At 71.8% G+C, this 26267-nt stretch carries 18 protein-coding genes; 6 read left to right on the top strand and 12 right to left on the bottom strand.

The annotated features are described in order from the left end of the window. Positions 1–89 precede the first annotated feature (89 nt). On the top strand, positions 90–1775 hold the full coding sequence (locus N6H00_RS28065) for an MFS transporter (protein WP_268974603.1): 1686 nt from the start codon (positions 90–92) through the stop codon (positions 1773–1775). Between the two features lie 507 nt (positions 1776–2282). Next, positions 2283–3239 carry a glycoside hydrolase family 6 protein gene (locus N6H00_RS28060; protein ID WP_268974602.1) on the top strand — a complete coding sequence of 319 codons (957 nt, stop codon included), beginning with the start codon at positions 2283–2285 and terminating at the stop codon, positions 3237–3239. A gap of 16 nt (positions 3240–3255) precedes the next feature. Here the strand turns inward: N6H00_RS28060 and N6H00_RS28055 are convergent, their stop codons facing one another. The 9 genes from N6H00_RS28055 to N6H00_RS28015 form a co-directional block, all read right to left on the bottom strand. Further along, positions 3256–3840 (bottom strand): Uma2 family endonuclease, encoded by a 585-nt coding sequence (locus N6H00_RS28055; RefSeq protein WP_268974601.1) that lies wholly within the window; start codon positions 3838–3840, stop codon positions 3256–3258. A 187-nt stretch (positions 3841–4027) separates the two neighbouring features. Continuing rightward, positions 4028–5524, bottom strand: coding sequence for an MFS transporter (locus N6H00_RS28050; protein WP_268974600.1), 1497 nt, complete (start codon positions 5522–5524; stop codon positions 4028–4030). Between the two features lie 45 nt (positions 5525–5569). Next, the gene (locus tag N6H00_RS28045; RefSeq protein WP_268974599.1) at positions 5570–6277 is read right to left on the bottom strand and encodes a TetR/AcrR family transcriptional regulator; all 708 of its coding nucleotides are present in this window, start codon (positions 6275–6277) and stop codon (positions 5570–5572) included. A gap of 276 nt (positions 6278–6553) precedes the next feature. Next, positions 6554–8155, bottom strand: coding sequence for a phosphoglycerate dehydrogenase (serA, locus tag N6H00_RS28040; RefSeq protein ID WP_268974598.1), 1602 nt, complete (start codon positions 8153–8155; stop codon positions 6554–6556). A 272-nt stretch (positions 8156–8427) separates the two neighbouring features. Further along, a complete protein-coding gene (ilvC, locus tag N6H00_RS28035; RefSeq protein ID WP_268974597.1) occupies positions 8428–9426 on the bottom strand; it encodes a ketol-acid reductoisomerase in 999 nt (332 codons plus the stop codon). 126 nt (positions 9427–9552) lie between these two features. Further along, positions 9553–10077, bottom strand: a complete 525-nt coding sequence (gene ilvN / locus N6H00_RS28030; RefSeq protein WP_030823522.1) for an acetolactate synthase small subunit — start codon at positions 10075–10077, stop codon at positions 9553–9555. A gap of 33 nt (positions 10078–10110) precedes the next feature. After that, positions 10111–11961 (bottom strand): acetolactate synthase large subunit, encoded by a 1851-nt coding sequence (locus N6H00_RS28025; RefSeq protein WP_268974596.1) that lies wholly within the window; start codon positions 11959–11961, stop codon positions 10111–10113. A 230-nt stretch (positions 11962–12191) separates the two neighbouring features. After that, positions 12192–15125 carry a putative bifunctional diguanylate cyclase/phosphodiesterase gene (locus N6H00_RS28020; RefSeq protein WP_268974595.1) on the bottom strand — a complete coding sequence of 978 codons (2934 nt, stop codon included), beginning with the start codon at positions 15123–15125 and terminating at the stop codon, positions 12192–12194. A gap of 346 nt (positions 15126–15471) precedes the next feature. Continuing rightward, a complete protein-coding gene (locus N6H00_RS28015) occupies positions 15472–16470 on the bottom strand; it encodes a 2-hydroxyacid dehydrogenase (RefSeq protein ID WP_268974594.1) in 999 nt (332 codons plus the stop codon). 76 nt (positions 16471–16546) lie between these two features. Here N6H00_RS28015 and N6H00_RS28010 point away from each other — a divergent pair, with 76 nt between their 5' ends. The 3 genes from N6H00_RS28010 to N6H00_RS28000 all read left to right on the top strand — a co-directional run bounded on the left by N6H00_RS28010 (position 16547) and on the right by N6H00_RS28000 (position 19261). Further along, positions 16547–17545 (top strand): aldo/keto reductase, encoded by a 999-nt coding sequence (locus N6H00_RS28010; RefSeq protein ID WP_268974593.1) that lies wholly within the window; start codon positions 16547–16549, stop codon positions 17543–17545. A gap of 234 nt (positions 17546–17779) precedes the next feature. Next, on the top strand, positions 17780–18970 hold the full coding sequence (locus tag N6H00_RS28005; RefSeq protein ID WP_268974592.1) for a PQQ-dependent sugar dehydrogenase: 1191 nt from the start codon (positions 17780–17782) through the stop codon (positions 18968–18970). A 123-nt stretch (positions 18971–19093) separates the two neighbouring features. Next, entirely contained in the window at positions 19094–19261 is a 168-nt protein-coding gene (locus N6H00_RS28000; protein ID WP_268974591.1) for a DUF6191 domain-containing protein, read from the top strand. A 124-nt stretch (positions 19262–19385) separates the two neighbouring features. On the opposite strand, the gene N6H00_RS27995 is transcribed toward N6H00_RS28000, so the two are convergent. Both N6H00_RS27995 and N6H00_RS27990 read right to left on the bottom strand, forming a co-directional pair. Then, entirely contained in the window at positions 19386–22520 is a 3135-nt protein-coding gene (locus tag N6H00_RS27995; protein WP_268974590.1) for a helix-turn-helix transcriptional regulator, read from the bottom strand. A 178-nt stretch (positions 22521–22698) separates the two neighbouring features. After that, the gene (locus N6H00_RS27990) at positions 22699–22887 is read right to left on the bottom strand and encodes a hypothetical protein (RefSeq protein ID WP_268974589.1); all 189 of its coding nucleotides are present in this window, start codon (positions 22885–22887) and stop codon (positions 22699–22701) included. A gap of 299 nt (positions 22888–23186) precedes the next feature. Here N6H00_RS27990 and N6H00_RS27985 point away from each other — a divergent pair, with 299 nt between their 5' ends. Next, positions 23187–24677 carry a M81 family metallopeptidase gene (locus tag N6H00_RS27985; protein WP_268974588.1) on the top strand — a complete coding sequence of 497 codons (1491 nt, stop codon included), beginning with the start codon at positions 23187–23189 and terminating at the stop codon, positions 24675–24677. 69 nt (positions 24678–24746) lie between these two features. On the opposite strand, the gene gatB is transcribed toward N6H00_RS27985, so the two are convergent. After that, positions 24747–26252, bottom strand: coding sequence for an Asp-tRNA(Asn)/Glu-tRNA(Gln) amidotransferase subunit GatB (gene gatB / locus N6H00_RS27980; protein ID WP_268974587.1), 1506 nt, complete (start codon positions 26250–26252; stop codon positions 24747–24749). Positions 26253–26267: the final 15 nt, after the last annotated feature.

Here is a 26267-nt window from a genome sequence, read left to right as displayed (position 1 = left end):
GGGTATCCCGGCCCCATACGAGCGTCCAAGACGCCTGTTTTACACGGCCGTACTAGACGCACGTTTAATACATCCGTATATTCGCCGCCATGACGACCTCGACCCCGCCCTCGCCCGCCACCGGCCGCCGCGCCGGGCGCAAGGAATGGACCGCCTTCGTGGTCCTGATGCTGCCGCTCCTCCTGGTCTCCATGGATGTGTCGGTGCTGTACTTCGCGGTGCCGGCCATCAGCCGGGAGCTGCACCCCAGCGCCACCCAGCAGCTGTGGCTCTTCGACATCTACGCCTTCGCCCTCGCCGGGCTGCTCATCACCATGGGCGCGCTGGGCGACCGCTTCGGACGGCGGAAGCTGCTGATGTTCGGGGCCGCCGCCTTCGGCGCCGCGTCCGTCGCGGCGGCATACGCGCCGAGCGCGGAAATGCTCATCGCGGCACGGGCGGTGCTCGGGATCGGCGGCGCGACGCTGATGCCCTCGACGATGGCGCTGGTCCGCAATCTCTTCCTCGACGAGAAGCAGCGGGCCAAGGCGATCGCGATCTGGTCGTCGGCCATGGCGGGCGGCGTCGCGCTGGGCTCGGTGCTGAGCGGGGTGATGATCGAGCACTTCTGGTGGGGCTCGGTCTTCCTGATCAATGTCCCGGCGATGGTGCTGCTGCTGGTCCTGGTGCCGCTCCTGGTGCCGGAGTTCAAGGACCCGAAGCCCGGGGCGTTCGATCTGGCGGGCGTGCCGCTGTCGATGGCCGCCGTGCTTCCGGTGATCTACGGCCTGAAGAAGACGGCCGCCGACAACGGCGCCGGCCCGATCCCGGTACTGGCCATCGTGGCCGGACTCGCCATCGGCGCCGTCTTCGTACGGCGTCAGCTCACCCGGCGCGATGCGATGATCAGCCCGGAGCTGTTCCACCACCGCGGTTTCGGCCCGTCGATCGCGCTCAACGCGCTGGCCACCTTCGCCATGATGGGCTCGGCCTACTTCACCACCCAGTACCTCCAGTCGGTGCTCGGCAAGGGCCCGCTGGAGGCGGCGCTGTGGAGCCTGGCGCCGTCGGTCTGCGTCGGCATCGCCGGGCCGGCGGCGGCCGCGCTGGTCCAGCGCGGGGCGAACCGGGCCCATGTGATCGGCGCCGGTTTCCTGACCGGAGCCATCGGCTACGGAATCCTGGCCCTGGCCGGTACGGACGCGCTGCGGACCGTACTGATCGGCGCCGCCGTCCTGGCCAGCGGCATCGTCATGGTGATGTCGCTGGTCACCGACATGGCCATCGGCACCGTCCCGCCGAAGCGGGCCGGCTCGGCGGCCGCACTGCTGGAGACGGGCCAGGAGTTCGGCGGGGCGATGGGCATGGCGGTACTCGGCAGCGTCGGCACCGCCGTCTACCGGAGCGAGGTCCACGACTCGGCGGCCGGCACCGGCTCACTGCCCACCGACGCGCTGGACCAGGTGCGCGAGACCCTGGGTGCCGCCATCGCGGTGGCCGGCCGGCTGAAGGGGCAAGCCGGGACAGAGCTACTGGACGCGGCCCGCGAGGCGTTCACCCACGGGATGCGGCTCGCGTGTGCGGCCGGGGCGGTGGTCTTGGTCGCCACCGCCGTCCTGGCCCTGATGACGCTGCGCGGGGTGGGGCCCACGGCCGACGAGGCGGCCGATGATGCCGTCTCAACGGGCGCCGGCGGGACGGCCGACCGCGCGGGGACGGCGGGCCACGGCGGGGCGATGGGCCACCACGGCGGGGCGGCGCACACGGCGGCGCCGGAGACGGTGCCGGGCCGCTGAGCCGTGGAACGTCGGAGGGGCCCCGCCAGGCGGTGGGGCCCCTCCGGTGGTGGCAGCCGGACGGTACGCGGTACGCCGCATGGCGACCTCACGCGCTCGGTAGCCGCACACGTCGGTACGCCGCGTGGCTGCCGTACGCGCGCGGTGCACCGCGTCGTGTCCGCACGCGTCCGTACGAACCAGAGTGGCCGCGCGCACTCGGTACGGCACACGATGACCCCATGCGTCCATACGGCGCACGGTAGCCACACGGACTCGATGCGCCGCACGGCGGCGTCACGCGTCGGTACCCCGCATGGCGACCGCACGCACCCGGACGCCGCACGGCCACCGCGGACACCCGGACGCCGCACGGCGACCCCGCCCCGGTACGGCGCACCGGGGCCGCGCGCGTCGAATTTCCGTCGAACGGCGGCAACCATCTCCCACCCGGCGGCAACCAGAGGACGGCGGCCAGGGACGGCGGCCAATGGACTGAGCAGCCCCACGCGAGAGGAGTGACGCACCGTGCGCATCACCAGAGCGTTAGCGGCGGCCGGGCTCGCCGCCGCCTTCCTGATCGGCGCGGCCCACACACCACAGGCCGTCGCGGGCGAACTGCCGGGCGGCACACGCTTCTTCAACGACCCCGAATCGCAGGTCAACAAGTGGGTCGCGGCCAATCCGGGTGACTCCCGACAGCCGCGCATCGCCTCGCGGATCGCCAGTCAGCCCCAGGCGGTGTGGTTCTCCCGGTACACCCCCACCACCGTCACCGAGGACGTCCGTGAGGTCACCTCCGCCGCCTCCGCCAAGGGCGAGACCCCCGTGCTGGTGACGTATCAGATCCCCAACCGCGACTGCGGCGGGGCCTCCGCGGGCGGCGCCCCCGACCTCGCGAGCTATGACGCATGGGTGCGCGGCTTCGCCGCCGGGCTGGGCAGCGGGCCCGTCGTCGTCATCCTCGAACCCGACTCGATAGCGCTCATCAGCTGTCTGTCGTCCTCCGAGCTGAGCGGCCGCTACGCCTCGCTGGCCCGCGCCGCCACCGCCATCCACAGCGCGAACCCCAACGCCCGGGTCTACTTCGACGCCGGCCACTCCGCTTGGAACAGCGCCGCCGTCCAGGCGTCACGGCTCCGCTCGGCCGGCGTGCTGACCAGCGGCGACGGCATCTACAGCAATGTCTCCAACTTCCGCCGCACGACGGACGAGGTGGCCTTCGCCAAGAGCGTGCTCACCCAGCTCGGCACCTCCTCGGGGCTCACCGCCGTCATCGACACCAGCCGCAACGGCAACGGCCCCGCCTCCGACAACACCTGGTGCGATCCCCACGGCCGCAAGGTCGGCGAGAACCCGACGGCCAACACCGGCGACCCCGCCATCGACGCCTACCTGTGGATCAAACCGCCCGGCGAACTGGACGGCTGCGCGGGCGCGGCGGGCACGTTCTCACCGGATTACGCGTACGAGCTGGCGGGCTGAGAGACGCGCTCCCGGCTCACAAGTGGTCGATCTCGGTCAGGTCGATGTCGATGGTGAACGGGACCGGAAGCTTGAGCCGCTCGTGGTAGATGCCGGTCGGCACATACGTGCGCGTCACCGTGTTCAGCTCGAAGACCTGGACGACCGGACGGCGGCCCGCACCCTGCTCGACCAGCCAGAAGTGCGGAATCCCCGCCTCGGCGTAGAGCTGCGGCTTGCGCTTGCGGTCACGTGACTCCGACTCGGGCGACACAACCTCCACCACGAGCACGGCGTCGGCCGCGTCATAACCCGTCTCACGCGCCTCAGCGGATAGGGCCTCGGCGCGTAGGACGGAGATATCGGGCTCGGGCCGGTTGCGCTTGTCGAGGGCGATGGTCATCTCGCGACAGACCCGGAGTGACTCAGGTACCGATGCCCAGAGTCCCTTCTCCAGCAAGTACATGACCAGCGAATGAAAACGCCTCTGCGGGCTCACGAAGACGAGGCTCCCGTCGATCAGCTCAGTGTGCGGCGGGAGCTCCGGCATGCGGTCAAGATCGTCTGCGGTGAATCCGCCCGGGGGCGGAAACGCCCAGGCCGGAAGCGGTTCAGCAGTCATGGTTCCTCCCATGGACGGGATTCTGGCCGCGTGACCAAGGGTAGCGGGCAGGAACGCCGGGGACGCCACCCACACGAGTGGCGGCGCCTCCCGGCATTGACACGGGCCGACCGCTTTCCGCGCCCTGGGCACAGGCCCTCCGCTCCGGTCGTGGAGCGGAGGGCCGCCGGAACGCGGACCGCGGCCGTCAGCCCAGGTGCGCGGGGACCGGGGTGCCGCTGTCCGCACCCGGCTTCCGTACCGGGCGCGGAGTGTTCATCAGCAGCGCCACGACCACCGCGGCGCCCACGAGGATCGAGGACGAGACGACGAACGCGTCCGAGAAGCCTTCGACCAGACCGGCCTTGGCGGTCCGCCGTGTCGGCAGTCCGGCGTGCGAGGCCATGTAGTCGGAGGTCGCGCTGGTGGCGATGGTGTTGAGCATCGCCGTACCGATCGATCCGCCGATCTGCTGCGCGGTGTTGACGGTGGCGGAGGCGACGCCCGCGTCCCCCTCCCCCACCCCGTGGGTCGCGTAGTTCATGGAGGGCGCCATCACCAGGCCCATGCCGAAGCCGACCAGGAGCTCGGCGGGCAGCACCCCCGCCGCGTACGAGCTGTCGACGTCCAGGGGCACCAGCAGGGCGACACCGGTGGCCGTGATCAGCAGACCGGGCACCACCAGCAGGCGCGGCGGCACCTTGGGGATGAGGCGCGAGGCGACTCCGCCCGCGCCGACCAGCACCGCCCCGGTCATCGGCAGGAACGCCACCCCGGTGAGCAGCGCCGAGTACCCCTTGACGAGCTGCATGTAGTACGTGAGGAAGAGGAACATCGCGAACATGCCGACCACCGAGAGGCCGACCGCCAGATAGGCGCTGCCGCGGGTGCGGTCCCCGATCACGCGCGGCGGCAGCAGCGGCCGCGCCACGCTCCGCTCCACCATGACGAAGGCGAAGAGCAGGACCGCGCCCAGGATGAGCAGCCCGGTCACCAGCCGGGAGCCCCAGCCCTCGGACTCGGCCTCGCTGCATCCGTAGACCACCGCCACCAGCCCGCACACCGCCAGCAGCACGCCGGGGATGTCGAAGCGGGCCCGGCCCTCGGCACGGGCGTCGCCGGGCAGCACGGACCAGCCGAGCGCGGCGACGACGGCGATCGGCACATTGACGTACAGGCACCAGCGCCAGTCGAGGTACTCGGTCAGCAGTCCGCCGACGACCAGACCGATCGCACCGCCGCCCGCCGCGATCGCGCCGAAGATGCCGAACGCCTTGGCGCGCTCACGAGCCTCGGTGAAACTCACCGCGAGCAGCGACAGCGCCGAGGGGGCGAGCAGCGCGGCGAACGCGCCCTGGAGGGCGCGGGCCGAGAGCAGCACCTCGAAGCCGGGGGCGGTGCCGCCGAGCGCGGAGGCCCCGGCGAAGCCCGCCAGGCCGATGAGGAAGGTGCGCCTGCGGCCGGTGTAGTCCGCGATCCGGCCGCCGAGCAGCAGCAGACTGCCGAACGCCAGGGTGTAGGCGGTGATGACCCACTGCCGGTCGCCGTCGGAGATGCCGAGGTCCTTCTGGGCCGACGGCAGGGCGATGTTCACGATGGTGATGTCGAGGACGATCATCAGCTGGGCCAGGCCGATGACGACGAGCGCGAGCCAGCGCCGGGGGTTCGCCCCGGGCGGCACGTCTGAGGGCTGGGACTGGGACATGGCGATGCCTTTCTGGGTCTTCCCGAAGGCGGGCGGAGAGGGAGGTCAGTCGTCGTCGGCCTGGGCGTCGTACGCCTCGCCGATCATTTGCTCCCGGAAGCGCTTGAACGCCACGGCGTCGACGGCCGGGCCGCCGAGCTCAGTGGTGGGCCGTGGGGAGCCGGTGGGGCGCAGGCCGTCGATGTAGACGTCCAGCTGACGGTGGGCGAGGGCGTCGTCGGCGGAGAACCGGCCGCCACCGGGCAGCGGCCGCGACAGCCGGACGATCATCAGCGTGATGTCGCCCAAGACCACATCGAGCCGGATCCGCCCCTGGGCCTGGGCGCGGACGAGCAGCGCGTCGACCGGGTCGACGGCGTCGCCCGGGACGCCGTCGAGGATGTCGTCGACGGTGAAACGGCCCAGCAGCGAGGGCATCACCGAGCCGATCTTGAGGTCGAGGGCGGCGTGCATGAAGCGGCGCAGCGCCAGGTAAGGATCGTGCTCCTCGGCGGCGGCTCGGTGCGCGGCCTCGCCCAGCGCGGTCAGGACCTCGACGGCGACCCCTCGGTGCAGATCGGCGCGGCGCGGAAACCGGCGGTAGAGGGTGGCGATGCCCACCCCGGCGCGCCGGGCTATCTCGTCCAGCGGGGCGTCCGGCCCCTGATCGGCGAAGACCTCGCGGGCGGCGCGCAGGATCTGCTCCCGGTTGCGCCGCGCGTCGGCGCGCATGGGGGCCGAGGAGTCGGCGGTGGCGTCGGTGTCTGCGGACACGGGGCTCTCCTGACAGCGCATAGGACAGCTATATGGAGAAATTTTCTCCATATAGCTCTGAGCGTAGCGAGCCGACGCGCTTTATTCAACACTCGATGAAATAGTCTCCGAGCCCCCTCGGCAGGGCTGTCGCCTCGGCATACAAAGACCTGGGCCCGGCCTCCCGCCGAAGCGGGGGGCCGGGCCCAGGTGGGTGACTGCCTACGCGGCTCGGACCAGTCTCAGACTGGATCAGACCGGATCAGACCGGGTCTCGGACCAGTGTCAGACCGGATCTCAGACCAGATTGACCGAGCGGGCCGAGGTGGCGCCGATCTCCTCGGCGATCTCAGTGAGCACGGGCTGCGGAATCGTGTCGTCCACGGTGAGCGCCACCAGCGCGGCACCGCCCGCGACCGCCCGCGAGACCTGCATGCCCGCGATGTTGATCCCCGCCTCGCCCAGGATGCGGCCGAGCGTGCCGACCACACCGGGGCGGTCGGTGTAGCGGAGGAAGGCCATGTGGTCGGCGAGCGCCAGATCCACGTCGTACTCGCCGACCGCGACGATCTTCTGCTGGTGCTTGGGGCCGGCCAGCGTGCCGGAGATCGAGACCTCCTCGCCGTCCGCGAGGGTGCCGCGCACGGTCACCACATTGCGGTGCTCGGTCGACTCCGAGCTGGTGGTGAGCCGCACCTCGACACCGCGCTCCTGCGCGAACAGCGGGGCGTTCACATACGACACGGTCTCGTCGACGATGTCCTCGAAGACGCCCTTGAGCGCCGACAGCTCCAGCACCTTGACGTCGTGCTGGGTGATCTCGCCGTACACCTCGACATCGAGGCGGACCGCGACCTCGCCCGCGAGCGCGGTGAAGATCCGCCCCAGCTTCTCGGCCAGCGGCAGCCCGGGGCGTACGTCCTCGGCGATGACACCGCCCTGGACGTTCACCGCGTCCGGGACCAGCTCGCCGGCCAGCGCCAGCCGCACCGAGCGGGCGACCGCGATACCCGCCTTCTCCTGGGCCTCACCGGTGGAGGCGCCCAGGTGCGGGGTGACCACCACATTGTCGAACTCGAACAGCGGGGAGTCGGTACACGGCTCCTTGGAGAAGACGTCCAGCCCGGCCCCGGCCACCCGGCCCTCCTTGAGGGCGGCGGCCAGCGCCTGCTCGTCCACGATCCCGCCGCGCGCGGCGTTGACGATCCGGACCTCCGGCTTGACCTTGTGCAGCGCCTCGTCGCCGATCAGGCCGACCGTCTCGGGGGTCTTGGGGAGGTGGACCGTGATGAAGTCCGAGACCTGGAGCAGCTCGTCCAGCGAGAGCAGCTTCACGCCCATCTGCGCGGCCCGCGCGGGCTGCACATACGGGTCGTACGCGACGACCTTCATGCCGAACGCGGACATCCGCTGAGCCACCAGGACGCCGATGCGGCCGAGGCCGACGACGCCAAGGGTCTTCTCGCTCAGCTCCACACCGGTGTACTTGCTGCGCTTCCACTCGCCGTTCTTCAGCGCGGCATTGGCCTGCGGGATGTTCCGGGCCGTGGCCACCAGCAGACCGCAGGCGAGCTCGGCGGCGGTGACGATGTTGGACGTCGGCGCGTTGACGACCATGACGCCCGCCTTGGTGGCGGCCGAGACGTCCACATTGTCCAGGCCGACGCCCGCGCGAGCGACCACCTTCAGCTTCTTCGCCGCGGCGATGGCCTCGGCGTCGACCTTGGTCGCGCTGCGGACGAGGATCGCGTCCACATCGGCGATGGCGGGAAGCAGCTCGGCTCGGTCCGCGCCGTTGCAGTTCCGGATCTCGAAATCCGGGCCCAGGGCATCAACCGTCGCCGGAGAGAGCTCTTCGGCGATGAGTACGACGGGTTTACCAGTGGAAGCAGTGCTCACGTGGTCTTCAGTCCTCACTAGTCCTCAGCGGACGGCCGTCCCGACGGCCGCTGGCGGTGAAGGGGTCAGCCGCGTGGAAGACGCACGACGCTGTGAGCCTGACGCGCTTGCTGTTGATGAGTGTAGTGGCGTTCGGGCCTGCGTCATGCGCCGATGCGGCTGGATCACCCGCACGTGGTGGTGCGCGATGGACAAAGCGCGAACCGGGTGCGGTGGGGGTTCGCGGAACCCCCACCGCACCCGGGGCGCGGCCGCCGCGCCGCCAGGCGCGCTTACGCCTCCTCGTCGACCCAGCTCATGAGCTTGCGCAGCTCCTTGCCGGTGGTCTCCAGCAGGTGGTTCTCGTCGGCCTTCTTCAGCTCGTTGTACTTCGGCAGGCCGGCGTTGTACTCCGCCATCCAGTTCTTGGCGAAGGTGCCGTCCTGGATCTCACCGAGGATCTTCTTCATCTCGGCCTTGGTGGAGTCGTTGATGATCCGCGGACCGGAGATGTAGTCGCCCCACTCGGCGGTCTCGGAGATCGACCAGCGCATCTTCTCCAGGCCGCCCTCGTACATCAGGTCCACGATCAGCTTGAGCTCGTGGAGGCACTCGAAGTACGCGATCTCCGGCTGGTAACCGGCCTCGACCAGGGTCTCGAACCCGGCCTTGACCAGCGCCGCGGTGCCGCCGCACAGGACCGCCTGCTCACCGAAGAGGTCGGTCTCGGTCTCCTCGGTGAAGGTGGTCTTGATGACGCCGGCGCGGGTGCCGCCGATGCCCTTGGCGTACGACAGGGCCAGCGGGAAGGCGTTGCCGCTGGCGTCCTGCTCGACGGCCGCGATGCACGGCACGCCGCGGCCCTCCTCGTACTGGCGGCGCACCAGGTGGCCCGGGCCCTTGGGGGCGACCATGCAGACGTCCACGTTGGCCGGGGGCTTGATGAAGTCGAAACGGATGTTGAGGCCGTGCCCGAAGAACAGCGCGTCGCCGTCCTTCAGGTTGTCCTTCACGGACTCCTCGTAGACCTTGGCCTGGATCGGGTCCGGGACCAGGATCATGATCACGTCGGCCTCGGCGGACGCCTCGGCCGGGGTGACCACGCGCAGGCCCTGCTCCTCGGCCTTCGCCTTGGACTTGGAGCCCTCGTGCAGACCGACCCGGACGTCGACGCCCGAGTCGCGCAGCGACAGCGCGTGGGCGTGCCCCTGGCTGCCGTAGCCAAGGATGGCGACCTTGCGGCCCTGGATGATGGACAGGTCGGCGTCGTCGTCGTAGAACAGCTCGGCCACTTCGGGAACTCCTCGTGTGTGGGTTGTGCGTCCCACCGTATGACGGGCGGGCGGGTGAAGGTTTCGGGGTCTCGCCATACGGTCCGGCGCGGGCTCCCGCGCCGGACCGCCCTCTGGTCGGGAGGGTCAGGCGGACCGGTCGAGCGCGCGCAGGCTCCGGTCGGTGATGGAGCGGGCACCGCGCCCTATGGCGATGGTGCCGGACTGGACCAGCTCCTTGATGCCGTACGGTTCCAGCATCCTGAGCATGGCCTCGAGCTTGTCGCTGCTGCCGGTGGCCTCGATGGTCACGGCCTCCGGGGAGACGTCCACGGTCTTGGCGCGGAACAGCTGGACGATCTCGACGATCTGGGAGCGGGTCTCGTTGTCGGCGCGGACCTTGGCCAGGACCAGCTCCCGCTGGATCGCCTGGCCGTCCTCCAGCTCGACGATCTTCAGGACGTTGACGAGCTTGTTGAGCTGCTTGGTGACCTGCTCCAGCGGCAGCTCCTCGACATTCACCACGATGGTGATGCGGGAGATGTCGGGGTGCTCGGTGACGCCGACGGCCAGCGAGTCGATGTTGAAGCCGCGGCGGGAGAACAGGGCGGCGATCCGGGCGAGGATGCCGGGGGTGTTCTCCACCAGGACGGAGAGCGTGTGCTTGGACATGGGCTCGGTCTCTTCTCTCTCTCGGTCCTGGCCTCAGTCGTCTTCGCCGTCGCCGAAGTCCGGGCGGGTGTCGCGCGCCGCCAGGATCTCGTCGTTGGAGGTGCCGGCCGCGACCATCGGCCAGACCATGGCGTCCTCGTGGACGATGAAGTCCACGACCACCGGGCGGTCGTTGATCGCGTTGGCCTTCTCGATCACGGCGTCGAGCTCGGACGGGTCCTCGCAGCGCAGCCCGACGCAGCCCATGGCCTCCGCGAGCTTCACGAAGTCGGGGACGCGGGTGCCCGCGTTCGGCTGCCCGACCGCGTCGGGGCCCGAGTGCAGCACGGTGTTGGAGTAGCGCTGGTTGTAGAAGAGGGTCTGCCACTGGCGGACCATGCCCAGCGCGCCGTTGTTGATGATCGCGACCTTGATCGGGATGTTGTTCAGCGCGCAGGTGACCAGCTCCTGGTTGGTCATCTGGAAGCAGCCGTCACCGTCGATGGCCCAGACCGTACGGTCGCCGACGCCCGCCTTGGCGCCCATGGCGGCCGGGACGGCGTAGCCCATGGTGCCGGCGCCGCCGGAGTTCAGCCAGGTCGCGGGGGTGTCGTAGTCGATGAAGTGGGCGGCCCACATCTGGTGCTGGCCGACGCCCGCGGTGAAGATCGTGTCCTCCGGCGCCAGCTGCCCGATCCGCTGGATGACCTGCTGCGGGGAGAGGCTGCCGTCGGCGGGCTGGTCGAAGCCCAGCGGGTAGGTCTCCCGCCACCGGTTCAGGTCCTCCCACCAGCCGGTGTAGTCACCGGTGCGGCCCGCGTCGTGTTCGGCCTGGACGGCGACGACCAGGTCCGCGAGGACCTCGCGGGCGTCCCCGACGATCGGCACGTCGGCGGCCCGGTTCTTGCCGATCTCGGCCGGGTCGATGTCCGCGTGGATGATCTTGGCGTGCGGGGCGAAGGAGTCGAGCTTGCCGGTGACGCGGTCGTCGAAGCGGGCGCCGAGCGCCACGATCAGGTCGGACTTCTGGAGGGCGGTGACCGCGGCGACGGTGCCGTGCATGCCCGGCATGCCCAGGTGGAGGTGGTGGGTGTCGGGGAAGGCACCCAGCGCCATCAGGGTGGTGGTGACCGGCGCGCCGGTCAGCTCGGCCAGGACCTTCAGCTCGGCGGTGGCCTGGGCCTTGATCACGCCGCCGCCGACGTACAGCACCGGGCGCTCGGCCTGGGTGATCAGGCGGGCGGCCTCGCGGATCTGCTTGGCGTGCGGCTTGGTGACCGGGCGGTAGCCCGGCAGATCGGTCTGCGGCGGCCAGGAGAAGGTGGTCTGCGCCTGCAGCAGGTCCTTGGGGATGTCGACCAGGACCGGGCCGGGGCGGCCGGTGGAGGCGATGTGGAACGCCTCGGCGATCGTGCGCGGGATGTCCTCGGCCTTGGTGACCAGGAAGTTGTGCTTGGTGATCGGCATGGTGATGCCGCAGATGTCCGCCTCCTGGAAGGCGTCCGTGCCGATGGCCTTGGAGGCCACCTGGCCGGTGATCGCGACCATCGGGACCGAGTCCATGTTGGCGTCGGCGATGGGGGTGACCAGGTTGGTGGCTCCGGGGCCCGAGGTCGCCATGCAGACGCCGACCTTGCCGGTGGCCTGGGCGTAGCCGGTGGCGGCGTGGCCCGCGCCCTGCTCATGGCGGACGAGCACGTGCCGGACCTTCGAGGAGTCGATCATCGGGTCGTAGGCGGGGAGGATCGTGCCGCCGGGGATGCCGAAGACGGTGTCGGCACCCACTTCCTCGAGCGAGCGGATGAGGGACTGAGCGCCCGTGACGTGCTCGACCGGGGCGGACTGCGGTCCGCCGCTACGGGGCCGAGGCTGGGGATGATGGGACCCGGAGGCCTGCTCGGTCATCGGCAATCTCTTCTCGAAGATGAGGTTCTGTGCGGGAGGGAGAGGGCGGTGCGGGACGGTGCACCAAGTGCCAGTGCAACAAAAAACCCCTCGTGCCGTTAGGCAAGCGAGGGGAGCGCGCCGGTGAGGGTCCGCAGGGTTTCAAGGAACCCTGCTCAGCCGACGCGCTGTCCAAGTACGAGAATTCGGGTGCGCATGGCTCCGACCCTCCCCCCGGCGCATATCGGGTGTCAAGTGGGTGGGACGGGCGTCTCAGTATTTGAGCGGGTCGGCGGGTGGGTGTGCGGTTCCGTACGGCGCGGCCCATGGGAGCCGCCGTGGCCCCCGTGGCCGGCATGTCCGCCGTGGCCACCGTGCCGGAGCGGCAGGACGCCGCCGCCGACCAGCAGCGGGGGCTCCGAGCGCGGCACCGGATAACCGCCGCGCAGCAGCGCCCGGCGCAGCCGGTGCTCATCGAGCGGTCCGCTGAAGGCCGCCCCCTGGGCGTGGGTGCATCCCATACCGCGCAGGGTAACGATCTGCTCGGGCAACTCCACCCCCTCGGCGATGGACTGCATCCCGAGGTCGCCGGCGATCCTCAGCAGCCCTGCGGTGATCTTGTGGAGCCGTGAGGACTCGACCACGCCCTCGACCAGCCCGGGGTCCAGTTTCAGTACGTCGATGGGGAGCCTGCGCAGCGCCCTGATCGCGGCATAGCCGCTGCCGAAGCCGTCGAGGGCGATCCGCACCCCCAGGCGGCGCAGCGCGCCGAGGCGGTGCTCGAGCTCGTCGAGCGGCACGCGTGGATCGCTGTCGGTCAGCTCCAGGATCAGCGCGCTGGACGGCAGCCCATGGCGGGTCAGCAGGGCCTCCACGGCCTTGGGCGGCATCGACTTGTCCACCAGCCGGCTCGCGGGGAGCCGTACGCAGACCGGCACGAGGTGGCCGTCGCGGCGCCGCTGGGCGGCCTGCTCCACGGCCGCCTCCAGCATCCAGTGGGCCAGCTCGGCGGTGCGGGTCGTGTCCTCGCCGCCGCCACGGCCGTTGTCGGCGACCCGGAGGAACTCGGCGGGGGTGAACAGGATGCCCTGGGCCGAGCGCCAGCGGGCCTGCGCCGCGACCGCGGTGATCCGGCCGCTGGTCAGCTCGACGACGGGCTGGTGCAGCAGGACGAACTCCCCGTCGTGCAGGGCGGCGCGCAGTCTGGTGGCGACCTCGGCCCGGCGCGCCACCTCGGCCTGCATCTGCGGCGCGTACAGCTCGACGCGGTTCTTGCCCGCGGCCTTGGCGCGGTACATCGCCAGATCGGCGTTGCGCATCAGGGCGCCGGGGCTGGTCCCGGGCTCGGCGAAGGCGACGCCGATGCTGGCGGCCACGCGGACCTCGGTGCCGCCCTCGACCCGGTAGGGCTGGGAGAGCCGGACCCGCAGCCGGTCGGCGATCTCCATGATGCGCCGCTCGCGCGCGCCCTCGTCCCCCGCGCCGTCGCCGACGATGAGAGCGGCGAACTCGTCGCCCCCGAGCCGGGCCGCGCAGTCGCCGGACCCGGACCGGACGGACTCCTGGAGCCGGCGGGCGGCCTGCACCAGCAGTTCGTCACCGGCGTGGTGGCCGACGGTGTCGTTGACCGCCTTGAAGCCGTCGAGGTCGATGAAGAGCACGGCGGTGCCCGCGTCCGTACGGCGGCGGCCGGCGACCGCGTGCCGGACCCGCCGGGTGAACAGCGCGCGGTTGGGCAGGTCGGTGAGCGGGTCGTGCTCGGCATTGTGCTGCAACTGGGCCTGGAGCCGGACCCGCTCGGTGACATCGCGGCTGTTGAAGATCAGCCCGCCGTGGTGGCGGTTGATCGTCGACTCCACGTTGAGCCAGTCGCCGGAGCCGGAGCGGAAGCGGCATTCGATGCGGGTGGTGGGCTCCTCGCCCGGTGAGGCGGCCAGGAACCGGCGCACCTCGTGCACCACCGATCCGAGGTCCTCGGGGTGGATGAGGGAGGCCAGCTCGGAGCCCTCCAGCTCATCCGCGTCACGGCCGTAGACCCCGGAGGCGGCCGGGCTGACGTAGCGCAGGATCCCGGTGGGCGCGGCGATCATGATCACATCGCTGGAGCTCTGCACCAGGGAGCGGAAGTGGTTCTCCTTCTGGGCCAGTTCCTGGGTGAGCCGGATGTTGTCCATCAGCATGATCGCCTGCCGGACGACGAGCGCGAGCACGACCGCGCAGGCGGTGAGGAGCACCACCCCGTCGATCGGCCGGCCGTCCATCACGTTGAACAGGACCCCCAGGGTGCAGACGGCGGCGGCGAGATAGGGCGCGAGTGCGGCGAGCGAGCCGGCGATGGGGACGCTCTGCTGGGCGGAGCGGCGCGCCGGCGGCGGGTTCTGGGCGGCCTCGCGGCGGGCCACCCACGGGGCGTAGGCCAGCAGCGCGGACCCGGCGAACCACCCGGCGTCGAGTATCTGCCCGGAGCGGTAGTGCTCGCGCAGCAGCGGCGAGGTGAACAGCGCGTCGCACAGCACGGTGAGCGCGAAGGCGGCGATCGCGGTGTTGATCGCGGAGCGGTTGGCCGACGAGCGCCGGAAGTGCAGCACGATCACCATGCTGACGAGCACGATGTCCAGCAGCGGATAGGCGAGCGCCAGGGCCCGGCGGGCCACGGAGGCGCCGTCCCCGCCGAACTGTCCGGTGTGGGCGAGGGCGAGGCTCCAGGAGAGCGTGACCAGCGATCCGGCGATCAGCCAGGCGTCCAGGCCCAGACAGATCCACCGGGCCCGGCTCGTCGGGCGCTTGGCGAGCACCAGCATCCCGACGATGGCGGGCGGGGCGAAGAGCAGGAAGCAGAAGTCGGCGGCCGAGGGGGTCGGCACGGGGCGCCCGAGCACCACCTCGTACCAGCCCCATACGGCGTTCCCCAGCGCGGCCATGGCCGAGGAGACCGCGAACATGAGCCACGCCGGGCGCAGCCGCCCGGCGTGCCGCCGGCCGTGCCACAGACAGGACGCCGCGGCGGCGAACGCGACGGCGCTCAGCCCGAAGTCGCCCATGAACAGGGCCAGCCGGGACGAGCCCCAGCCCAGGGCCGCGCCCGCCGCGTAGCCGCCGCAGGCCAGGACGAGGACCACTTGCGGCAACAGCCCCGCGCCGCCGGAGACCGACGACCGGGCGAGCACCGCTCCGGAGGCGCTCACCGGACTGCCATCCACTGCGTGGCGGACCGCTGACGCCTCGGGAACCCCGGGAGCGCTATCCCCGCGGGCCTCATCGAGTCGGAGAACCGCGCGGCTGCGCGGAAGTGTCGCGGTTGACGCCTGAGCTGCGTCGGGTTGTCGGTCCATCGGCCACACATCGCCCGTCGCCCCCCTCGAGTTCCGGTCCATCGCTGACGCCGTCAGGTCAGTGGCGCAGCCCCCGTTCGGGACGATACACCAGACTGGTCACTCAGGGACATAGGCCATCTACGCACCGTAACCGACTACGGCGTTGTATATACGGAGTGAAGTCAATCGGTGCCTGTATGTGGTGCCAGAGGCATGTCTACCCCGTGGTGGCGACGAGATGTTCCAGCGACTCACCGCGCGCGAAGCGGTCCAGCTGGTCCCGCAAGAGCCGCTTGGCACGCGGGAGGAACGCCGACGAGGGGCCGCCCACATGCGGGGTGATGAGCACTCCTGGAGCGTGCCACAGCGGATGCCCGGCGGGCAGTGGTTCGGGGTCGGTCACATCGAGCGCGGCCCGCAGCCGACCCGACTCGACCTCGCTGAGCAGGGCCTTGGTGTCCACCACCGCGCCACGCGCGACGTTCACCAGCAGTGCCCCGTCCTTCATCCGGGACAGGAAGTCCGCCCCGGCCAGACCGCGGGTGGCCTCGGTGAGCGGTGTGACCAGCACCACCACATCGGCTTCCGGAAGCAGTCGGGGCAGTTCGTCGATCGGATGCACCGGGCCGCGCTCGGTCGTGCGCGGGGAGCGCGCGACGCGCGCCACCCGCTCGCACTCAAATGGCACAAGCCGGTCCTCGATGGCGCTGCCGATGGCCCCGTAGCCGACGATCAGTACCGACTTGTCGGCGAGCGCGGGACGGAAGCCGGAGCGCCACTCCCCGGCGTCCTGGTTCCGGACGAAGTCGGGGATGCCGCGCAGCGAGGCCAGGATGAGGGTGAGGGCGAGCTCGGCGGTGCTCGCGTCGTGCACCCCGCGCGCGTTGCACAGCCGCACTCCGGGCGCGAGATCCGCCAGCGCGGGCTTGATGTGGTCTATTCCGGCGGTGAGGGTCTGCACCACCCGCAGGTTGGTCATGGCGGCCAGCGGGCGGGTGCACACCTCCGGCTTCTTCATGTAGGGGACGCAGTAGAACGCGCAGCGCGCCGGGTCGGTGGGGAAGTCGGGACCGCCGTCCCAGTGGGCGTATTCGAGGGTGTCGGGCAGGCCGTCGATCTCCTCGGGCGGGATCGGCAGCCACACCAGGTCACGCGCCTCGGATGAACCGTGCGTCGCGTCGTGGCGCCGGAGCGTATCGCTGTGGTCTGCACTCATGCCAGGAGGCTATGCGATCACCCAGGGTTGGCAGAGGTTAGTTTGGGGTCCGAGGGAACGGGAGGGGTCAGGCCAGGTGGAGCGCAGGAGACTCGGAGCGGCGGCGCTCGAAGTGGGTGCGATCGGCCTTGGATGCATGCCGATGAGCTGGGCGTACACCGCTTCGCAGCGCAGCGGCGAGCACTCGGAGCGCGCCGTGCACGCCGCGCTCGACTCGGGCGCGAGCCTGCTGGACACCGCCGACATGTACGGCCCCTTCACCAATGAGCTGCTGGTGGGGCGGGTGCTCAGGGAGCGACGGGCGGACGCCTTCGTATCCACCAAATGCGGACTGCTGGTGGGTGAGCAGCACATCGTGGCCAACGGGCGGCCCGGCTATGTGAAACGGGCCTGCGACGCCTCGCTGCGCCGGCTCCAGACCGATGTGATCGACCTCTACCAGCTCCACCGGGCCGACCCGGAGGTGCCGATAGAGGAGACCTGGGGCGCGATGGCGGAGCTGGTCGCGGCCGGGAAGGTGCGGGCGCTGGGACTGTGCGCCGTGGGTGCACGGGCGCAGCGGCGGGCGGGCGCCGGGATGCACGACGCCACGGTGCGCCAGCTGGAGCGGGTCCAACAGGTCTTCCCGGTCAGCTGTGTGCAGGCGGAGCTGTCGGTGTGGTCGCCCGAGGCGCTGGAGGCGCTGGTGCCGTGGTGCGCCTCGCGCGGGGTCGGCTTCCTGGCGGCGATGCCGCTCGGCAACGGCTTCCTGAGCGGGACGCTGACCCCCGGGCAGGGCTTCGAGCCGGACGACATGCGGGCCCGGCATCCGCGGTTCACGGCGGAGATGATGGCCGCGAACCAGCCGATCGTGGCCGGTCTGCGGCGGGTCGCCCAGCGGCACGGGGACACGGTGACCCCGGCGCAGGTGGCCTTGGCCTGGCTGCTGGCGCAGGGGCCGCATGTGGTGCCGGTGCCGGGGACGAAGCGGGCGCGGTGGGCGGCGGAGAACTGCGCGGCGGCCGATGTGCTGCTGTCGCACGAGGACCTCGCGGAGATCGCGGAACTGCCGACGGCGCTGGGGTCGTGGGACTGAGGCCGTGGGGCTGGGGCCGTGGGGCCGGGACCGAGGGGCCGGGGCCGAGGGGCCGGGAAGCCGGGGCCGTGGGGCGGGGAAGCCGGGGCCGTGGGGCGGGATCGTGGCGCTGAGGTCGTGGCGCTGGGGGCCGGTGCGGGGAACGGGGCCCGGTCCGGGCTCGGTCCGGGGACGGGAACCCGGTGCGGGGCAGCGGTGTATAAGAATCAGTGCCGTGCCGCGGCACACGTGTTCATGGAGAGGAATCCGACCGTGCGACGTCCTCGCGTCACCTCTGTTCTCGCCGCTGCCGCCGTCTTGCTCGTGGCCGGCTGCTCGTCCGACGGCGACAGCATCACCAGACCGGTCGGCCGGACTTCCACACCCGCGAAGTCGGGAAGCGAAAGGTCCGACGCGGGCACGCCTTCGCCGACAGAGTCCGCGGCGCCCGCGAAGGGCTCGGTGAAGGTGGTGCGCACCCTCACCACGAAGCTCGACTCCCCCTGGGGGCTCGCGGCGCTGCCCGGCGGGGATCTGCTGGTCTCCTCGCGTGACACCGGGAAGATCTTCAAGGTCTCGGCGGACACGGGGAAGAAGACCGAGGTGGGCTCCGTCCCGGGGGTCTCCGCCGCCGGCGAGGGCGGGCTGCTGGGGCTGGCGGTCTCCTCCGACTTCGGCGCGGACCATATGATCTACGCGTACTTCACCACCGATTCGGACAACCGCATCGCCCGGATGATGTACGACGACAGGCGTCCCGCGGGCGATCAGCTGGGCGCCCCGGACACGATCTTCAAGGGCATCCCCAAGGGCACGATCCACAACGGCGGCCGGATCGCCTTCGGTCCGGACAAGATGCTCTACGCGGGCACGGGAGAGAGCGGTGACCGCGGGCTCGCCCAGGACACGGACTCCTTGGGCGGCAAGATCCTGCGGATGACCCCGGACGGCGAGCCCGCGCCCCGCAATCCGGACGCCGAGTCGGCCGTCTACTCCTGGGGGCACCGCAATGTGCAGGGCCTGGCCTGGGACGAGGACAAGCGGCTGTGGGCCTCCGAGTTCGGCCAGGACACCTGGGACGAGCTCAATCTGATCGAACCGGGCAAGAACTACGGCTGGCCGAAGGCCGAGGGCAAGGCCGGTGAGAAGAGCTTCGTCGACCCGGTCGAGCAGTGGAAGCCCAAGGACGCGTCGCCGAGCGGAATCGCCTTCGCCGAGGGCTCGATCTGGATGGCGGGGCTGCGCGGTGAGCGGCTGTGGCGCATCCCGCTGAAGGGCGACAAGCCGACGGCGAAGCCGCAGTCGTTCCTGGACGGGAAGTACGGGCGGCTGCGCAGCGTGGTGGCGGCGGACGACGGGGGGCTGTGGCTGACGACGAGCAACACCGACGGACGTGGGAAGCCGGGTGGGCAGGACGACCGCATCCTGCGGCTGGAGGTCCGCTGAGGAGGCCGAAGGGCGGGCGAACCGGCCAATCGTGGCGCCGAGTTCGCCGGACATGTCGCGGCGTGCCCGTTCTGTGAAGAGTCTGCCTACACTGGCGGCAGTCGCACGCCTACGGGGGTCGTCATGTTCAACCTCATCGAGGAACTGTTCGCGCCCAGCCGCAAACACACCGAGGAAGAGCGCAACCGGCTGGAGTTCACGCTGGACGAGACGGGCAGCAACGACCCGGGGAAGGGCCCCATAGACCTCGACTCCGGCCGGGTGGTGATCCGGCCCCGCGAAGGCGGCTGACCCGGGGAGCTGCCGGCGCTCGCACAGCGCGCACCTACCTAGCGCGACCCGTCCGTCCCGGGCGGCCTGTCCGTCCCGGGTGGCCCGTCCGTCCCGGGCGGCCCGTCCGTCCTCAGGTGAGCGGTCAGCGTGCCGTCGCGCCGTCGGTCAGGCCGTCGACCAGCCGTAGCCGGTGGGCCACGGCCGCCGCCTCGCCCCGACCCGAGACGCCCAGTTTGGCCAGGATGTTGGAGACGTGCACGCTCGCCGTCTTGGGGGAGATGAACAGGTTCTCGGCGATCTGGCGATTGCTGCGCCCCGCGGCGACCAGCCGCAGCACGTCCCGCTCCCGGGGCGTCAGTCCCAGCTGCTCGGCCGGATCGGCGGGTTCGGCGGCGGGGGCCGGGGAGCCCGCCGGGGAGCCCAGGGCCGGGGACAGCGCGGGGGCGCCTGCCGTGGGCGCGTCGAGCGCGGCGCGGCTCGCGGCGGAGGCCAGGGGCAGCCGGGCGCGCCGGGCCAGCAGCTCGATCTCCTCGCGCAGCGGGCGGGCGCCCAGCCACTCGGTCACGGCATGCGCCTGGGCGAGCAGTTCGGCGGCGTGTTCGCGATCGGCCTGGGCCGTGGCCGTGGCGCCCCGGCCCGGGGCGAGCAGCGCCTCCGCCCAGCGGTTGCGGGCACGGGCCAGCGGATACGGGCAGTCCAGCGCCGCGAAGGCATCCGTGGCCTCGGCCCAGAGGTCGGGCCGGTCCCGCCCCTCGGCGCGCTCCAGTTCCGCCTGGAGCATCGCCGCGTAGGCGCGCCATACCGGCACCGGCTGCGACACCCGCTTCGCGGCGGCGCGGATGCGGGCCAGCACCTCGCCCCGGCCCGGCTCGGCGGTGGGCAGTCCGCGGGCGGCCGACTCGGCGGCGGTGGCCGCGTACAGCAGCGGCCAGGCGTAGCGCTGCGTCCCGGGCGGGAAGCCGGCCTCCACGACCTGGTCCAGCACGGCCCGGACCTCCAGGATCCGGCCGCGCGCCGCCGCGAGTTCGATGGTGTGCCCCGCGACCTGGAGGGTGTACTGCGGTTCGGTGTTGTGGGCGCCGTAGTGCTCGCGGGCGGCGGCCAGCTCGCGCTCCGCCGTGTCCCATTCGCCGCGGGCCAGTGCGAGCTGGGCGAGCCGGCTGGCGGCGGTGCCGCGCGGCTTGGTGCCGAGGGCCAGCCGCCGGGTCTTCAGGGCCGCCGCCTCCGCCTCGTCCCAGCGGCCCAGGGCGAACAGCGACTCGGCCAGATTCCCGTACACCCAGGCCCGGGAGTCCACCAGACCGACGCGGTCCAGGATCAGGGCGCCCTCCTCGGCGGTCTCCACCGCCTCGGCCGACCGGCCGACCCCCTCCAGCGCCGAGGCAAGATTGACGTAGCACCGGCCCAGGACGCTGATGTCGCCGAGCGCCACGGCCTGGGCGCACACCTCGCGCATCTCGGCCAGCCCGTGGTCGGGGTCTCCGGAGTCCGCGATGAAGTAGGCCAGCGTCAGCCGGGCGTTCAGCTCCGTGCTCTCGGCGCCCACCATCCGGGCCAGTTCCACCGCCCGTTCGGCGGCGGCCAGTCCCTCCGGGCCGGGCCGGTGGGTCATCGTCCAGCCCGCCACCTGCGCCATGACCTCGGCGTGCACGGGGGACGGCGGCAGTCCCCGCACCAGCTCCTGGGCGCGGCTCAGCTCCGCCCAGCCGTCGCCCCGCGCCAGGCCCGTCATCAGCCCGGATCGCTGGGTCCAGAACCAGGCGGCCCGCAGCGGGTCGTCACCGCTTCGGTGCAGGGCCCGCAGCGCCCGCTTGCTGACGGCCAGCGCCCGCTCCCGCTGCCCGGACAGCCGCGCGGCCACCACCACCTCGGCCAGCAGATCGAGCCGGCGCAGCGCCTGGTCCGCACAGCCGCAGGCGGGGTACGCCTCCGCGTGGTCCAGGGGGCGCTGCGCCTCCCGTATCTCCTCGGGGGCGTCCTCCCACAGCTCCATGGCCCGCTCCAGCAGCCGCAGCTGCTCCGCGTGGGCGTACCGCCGCCGTGCCTCGACGGACGCCCTGAGCACGGCGGGGAGGGCCTTGGCGGGGTCCCGCGCGTGGTACCAGTAGCTGGCCAGCCGGGCGGCCCGCTCGTCGGCCCGCACCAGCACGGGCTCGGCCTCCAGGGCCTCGGCGAAGCGGCGGTTGATCCGGAAGCGCTCACCGGGCAGCAGATCGTCCACCACGGCCTCGCGCACCAGCGAGTGCCGGAAGCGGTAGCCGCTGTCGTCGGCCGTGGGGCGCAGGATGTTGGCGCCCACGGCCGAGCGCAGGGCGTCGATCAGCTCGTCCTCGCCGAGCCGGGCGACCGCGCGCAGCAGTGCGTACTCCACGGAGGAGCCGCCCTCGGCGAGGATCCGCACCACCCGCTGGGCTTCCTCGGGCAGCGCCTCGACCCGCACCAGCAGCAGATCGCGCAGCGATTCGCTGAGCCCGGTGCCGCAGCCCTCGTTGAGGGAGCGGGCGATCTCCTCGACGAAGAAGGCGTTGCCGTCGCTGCGCTCGAAGATCCGGTCGACCAGGTCGCGCTCGGGCTCGGCCCCGTTGATCCCGGTGAGCTGGGCGTGCACCTCGCCCCGGGTGAAGCGGCGGAGCTCGATGCGCCGCACCTCGCGCATCCGGTCCACCTCGGCGAGGAAGGGGCGCAGCGGATGGCGGCGGTGGATGTCGTCGGAGCGGTAGGTGGCCACGACCAGCAGCCGGGCGCTGAGCAGCGAGCGGAAGAGATAGCCGAGGAGTTCGCGGGTGGAGCGGTCGGCCCAGTGCAGATCCTCGATGGCGACGACGAGGGTGCGCTCCGCGGCCAGCCGCTCCAGCAGCCGGACGGTGAGCTCGAACAGCCGGGCCCGGCCGTCCCCGTCGTGGGACGCGCGGGCGGTCTCGCCCAACTCGGGGAGCAGCCTGGCCAGTTCGCCCTCCTGGCCGGCGGCGGCCCCGTCCAGCTCGGGGCCGAGCGTGCGGCGCAGTGAGCGCAGCACGGTGGACACGGGCGCGAACGGCAGACCGTCGGCGCCGATTTCCACGCAGCCGCCGACCGCCGCGACGGCCCCTTCGGCCACGGCCGAGGCCAGGAACTCGTCGACGAGCCGGGTCTTGCCGACCCCCGCCTCCCCGCCCACCAGCAGCACCTGGGGCTCGCCCGCGGTGGCGCGGGCGAGCGCGTCCCTGAGGGTGGCCAACTCCTCGGCGCGGCCGACGAACACCGGGCTGACAGACGTGGTGTGCACGTCGACGAGCATCGCACAGGGCCCCGCCCCGGCTGCACCGGCTTTTCGGGCCCCGGTGTCCCCGGCACCACCCGCCTTCCCGGCGCCCGCTCCCCCAGCGCCCGCTCCCCCGGCATCCACCCTTACGGCGCCCGTTGTCGCGGCGGCCGTCCTTACGGTGCTCACGCTGAGCGGCACTCCCCGGCCGCGGTCAGGCCGCCGTGCGGTAGGACCGCTGTGCGCGACGGCCGCGCCACCGCGGGGCCGGGCTCACCCGTCCTGCGAAGTCGTCCGCCGACCGGCCGCCGGGCTCCACCGCCGCCTCCCGGCCCAGCCGGTGGGCAGCGGCCTCACGCAGCAGCTCGGCCTCGCGGATGCGGTGCAACTCGTGGTGCAACATGGCGTTCTCCCTGGTGGCGACGGTTTCGTGGAATGCGTCCACCCTCGCCGCCCAGGAGGGTCCGGCACATCGGGAGGCTGCCCGATCTCCGCTCGGCCCAGGGCCTTAGGCGCCGTACCGGCACGGCCGAGGAAGCCCGGGGAGGGTCCTTAGGGCACCGTCAGGGCACCGTCGACCGTGCCGTATCAGCCCCGGGACGTCGGTGCACTCCGTACCAGCGGAAAATTCCCTTTACCCCCTTTGTGGACTTCACTCCATGAATGTGCGGGAAGTCGGAGAGCATGACCCAGAGGGAGAGCATGACCTCCATCGCGTCCCGAGGCCGCCGCCCGCGCATCGGCATCGGCGGTATGCACATCGAGTCCAGTACCTTCAGCCCGCACCGCACCGGCTACGACGACTTCCGCATCACCCGCGGCGCCGAGCTGCTGGACCGCTACGCCTGGGCGCGCCCGGACGGCGATCTCGCTGGGCGGGTGGAGTGGGTGCCCATCCTCCACGCCGTCTCGCTCCCCGGCGGCCCGGTCGAGCCCGGCGCCTACGACCGGATCAAGGGCGAGCTGATCGAGCGGCTGCGGGCGGCCGGGCCGCTGGACGGGCTGGTGTACGACGTCCACGGCGCGATGAGCGTGGTGGGTATGGAGGACGCCGAGGGCGATCTGACCGAGGCCGTACGGGAGGCGATCGGGCCGGAGGCGCTGATCTCCGCCGCCATGGATCCGCACGGCAATGTCTCCCGCCGCTTCGCCGGCCGGCTCGACCTGATCACCGCCCACCGCCTCGCCCCGCACGAGGATGCCTGGGAGACCCGTGAGCGCGCCGCCCGCAAGCTCGTGGAGCGTCTGGCCTCCGGCAAGGGCCGCCCGCATCTGGCCTGGGTGCAGATCCCGGTGCTGCTGCCCGGCGAGCGGACCAGCACCCGCCTGGAGCCCGCCAAGTCGCTGTACGGGCGGCTGGCCGCCGTGGAGGCGATGGACGGCGTCGTGGACGCGGCGATGTGGGTGGGCTACGCCTGGGCCGACGAGCCGCGCTGCCGGGCGGCCGTGGTGGTGACCGGCGACGACCCCGTGCTCGCGGTCGAGCAGACGCGTTCGCTCGCCCGCGAGTACTGGGAGATGCGCCGTGACTTCGCCTTCGTCGGCCCCACCGGGGGCGCCGACGAGTGCGTCGCCGAGGCCGTCGCCTCCGCCGCCCGCCCGTTCCTGATCAGCGACTCGGGCGACAACCCCACGGCCGGGGGCGCCGGGGACCTGGCCTATATGCTCGGGCGGCTGCTGGCCAACGAGGATCTGGCCGCCGGCCGCGCCACCGCCCTGCACCTCGGGATCACCGATCCGGCGGCGGTCGCGGAGTGCTTCGCCGCCGGGCCGGGCGCCACGGTCCGGCTGTCCGTCGGCGGCGGGATCAGCCGGGGGACGGCGGACCACGCCGAGCCCTGCGAGCTGACCGGCGAGGTGGTCGCCCTGCGCCGGGACGACCCGGTCGGCGGGGACCTCGCGGCGGTGCGGCACGGGGGCGTCACGGCGGTGCTGGTCAGCCGCCGCAAACCGTTCCACACCCTGGCAGACTTCGGGGAGCTGGACCCGCGCGGCTACGACCTCGTCGTCGTCAAGATCGGCTATCCGGAGCCCGAACTGTACGACCTGGCGGCGGACTGGCGGCTCGCGCTCACCCCCGGCGGGGTCGACCAGGATCTGGCCCGCCTCGGCCACCGGCGCCTCGCCCGGCCGCTGTACCCCTTCGACGACGAGGGGTTCGAGGTCCCGCACCTGGAGCCGCTGCTGCTGTGACCGGGGCCCGGACGAACGACGGCGGCGGGGCGTGCACCTGGCACACCCCGCCGCCGTACGGACGGCTGATCAGCCCTCGACGCCCAGCTTCTCCAGGATCAGCTCACGCACCCGCGCCGCGTCCGCCTGGCCGCGTGTGGCCTTCATGACCGCGCCGACCAGCGCACCCGCCGCCGCGACCTTGCCGCCGCGGATCTTGTCGGCGATGGCCGCGTTGGCCGCGATGGCCTCGTCGACCGCGGCGCCCAGCGCGCCCTCGTCCGAGACGACCTTCAGTCCGCGCTTGGCGACGACCTCGTCCGGGTCGCCCTCGCCCGCGAGGACGCCCTCGATCGTCTGACGGGCCAGCTTGTCGTTGAGCGAACCCTCCTTGACCAGCGCGCACACCCGGGCGACCTGCGCCGGAGTGATCGGCAGCGAGGCGAGCTCCACACCGTCCTCGTTGGCGCGGCGGGCCAGCTCGCCCATCCACCACTTACGGGCCTGGTCGGCCGGGGCACCCTCGTCGATGGTGGCGGTGATCAGGTCGATCGCGCCCGCGTTGAGCACCGACTGCATCTCGTGCCGGGACAGGCCCCACTCCTCGCGCAGCCGCTTGCGGCGCACCCGCGGCAGCTCCGGGAGCCCGGCGCGCAGCTCCTCCACCCACGCCCGGGAGGGGGCGATCGGCACCAGGTCCGGCTCGGGGAAGTAGCGGTAGTCCTCGGCCTCCTCCTTGACCCGGCCGGAGGTCGTGGAGCCGTCCTCCTCGTGGAAGTGACGGGTCTCCTGGATGATCGTGCCGCCGCCGCTCAGCACCGCGGCGTGGCGCTGGATCTCGAAGCGCACCGCCCGCTCGACCGACCGCAGCGAGTTGACGTTCTTGGTCTCGGAGCGGGTGCCGAACTTCTCGGCGCCCTGCGGGCGCAGCGACAGGTTCACATCGCAGCGCATCTGGCCCATCTCCATGCGCGCCTCGGAGACTCCGAGCGCCTTGATGAGCTCGCGCAGCTCGGTCACGTAGGCCTTGGCGACCTCCGGGGCCTTGTCCCCGGCGCCGACGATCGGCTTGGTGACGATCTCGATCAGCGGGATACCGGCCCGGTTGTAGTCGAGGAGGGAGTGCGAGGCACCGTGGATACGGCCGGTCGCGCCGCCCACGTGGGTGGACTTGCCGGTGTCCTCCTCCATGTGGGCGCGCTCGATCTCGACGCGGAAGACCTCCCCGTCGACCTCGACGTCCAGATAGCCGTTGTAGGCGATCGGCTCGTCGTACTGCGAGGTCTGGAAGTTCTTCGGCATGTCCGGATAGAAGTAGTTCTTCCGGGCGAAGCGGCACCATTCGGCGATCTCGCAGTTCAGCGCGAGTCCGATCTTGATGGCGGACTCGACGCCGGTCGCGTTGACCACCGGCAGCGAGCCGGGCAGGCCGAGGCAGGTGGGGCAGGTCTGCGCGTTGGGCTCGGCGCCCAGCGTGGTGGCACACCCGCAGAACATCTTGGTCTTGGTGCCGAGCTCGACATGCACCTCGAGCCCCATCACGGGGTCGTAGGCGGCGAGGGCGTCCTCGTACGACACCAGTTCAGTGACGGTCACGGAAAAACTAACCTC

Origin of the sequence: Streptomyces sp. S465, assembly GCF_026898115.1 — a bacterium.
Lineage (GTDB): Bacteria > Actinomycetota > Actinomycetes > Streptomycetales > Streptomycetaceae > Streptomyces > Streptomyces luomodiensis.
The sequence above is the reverse complement of the archived record's forward strand: the minus strand, read 5'-3'. Positions and strand labels throughout refer to the sequence as shown.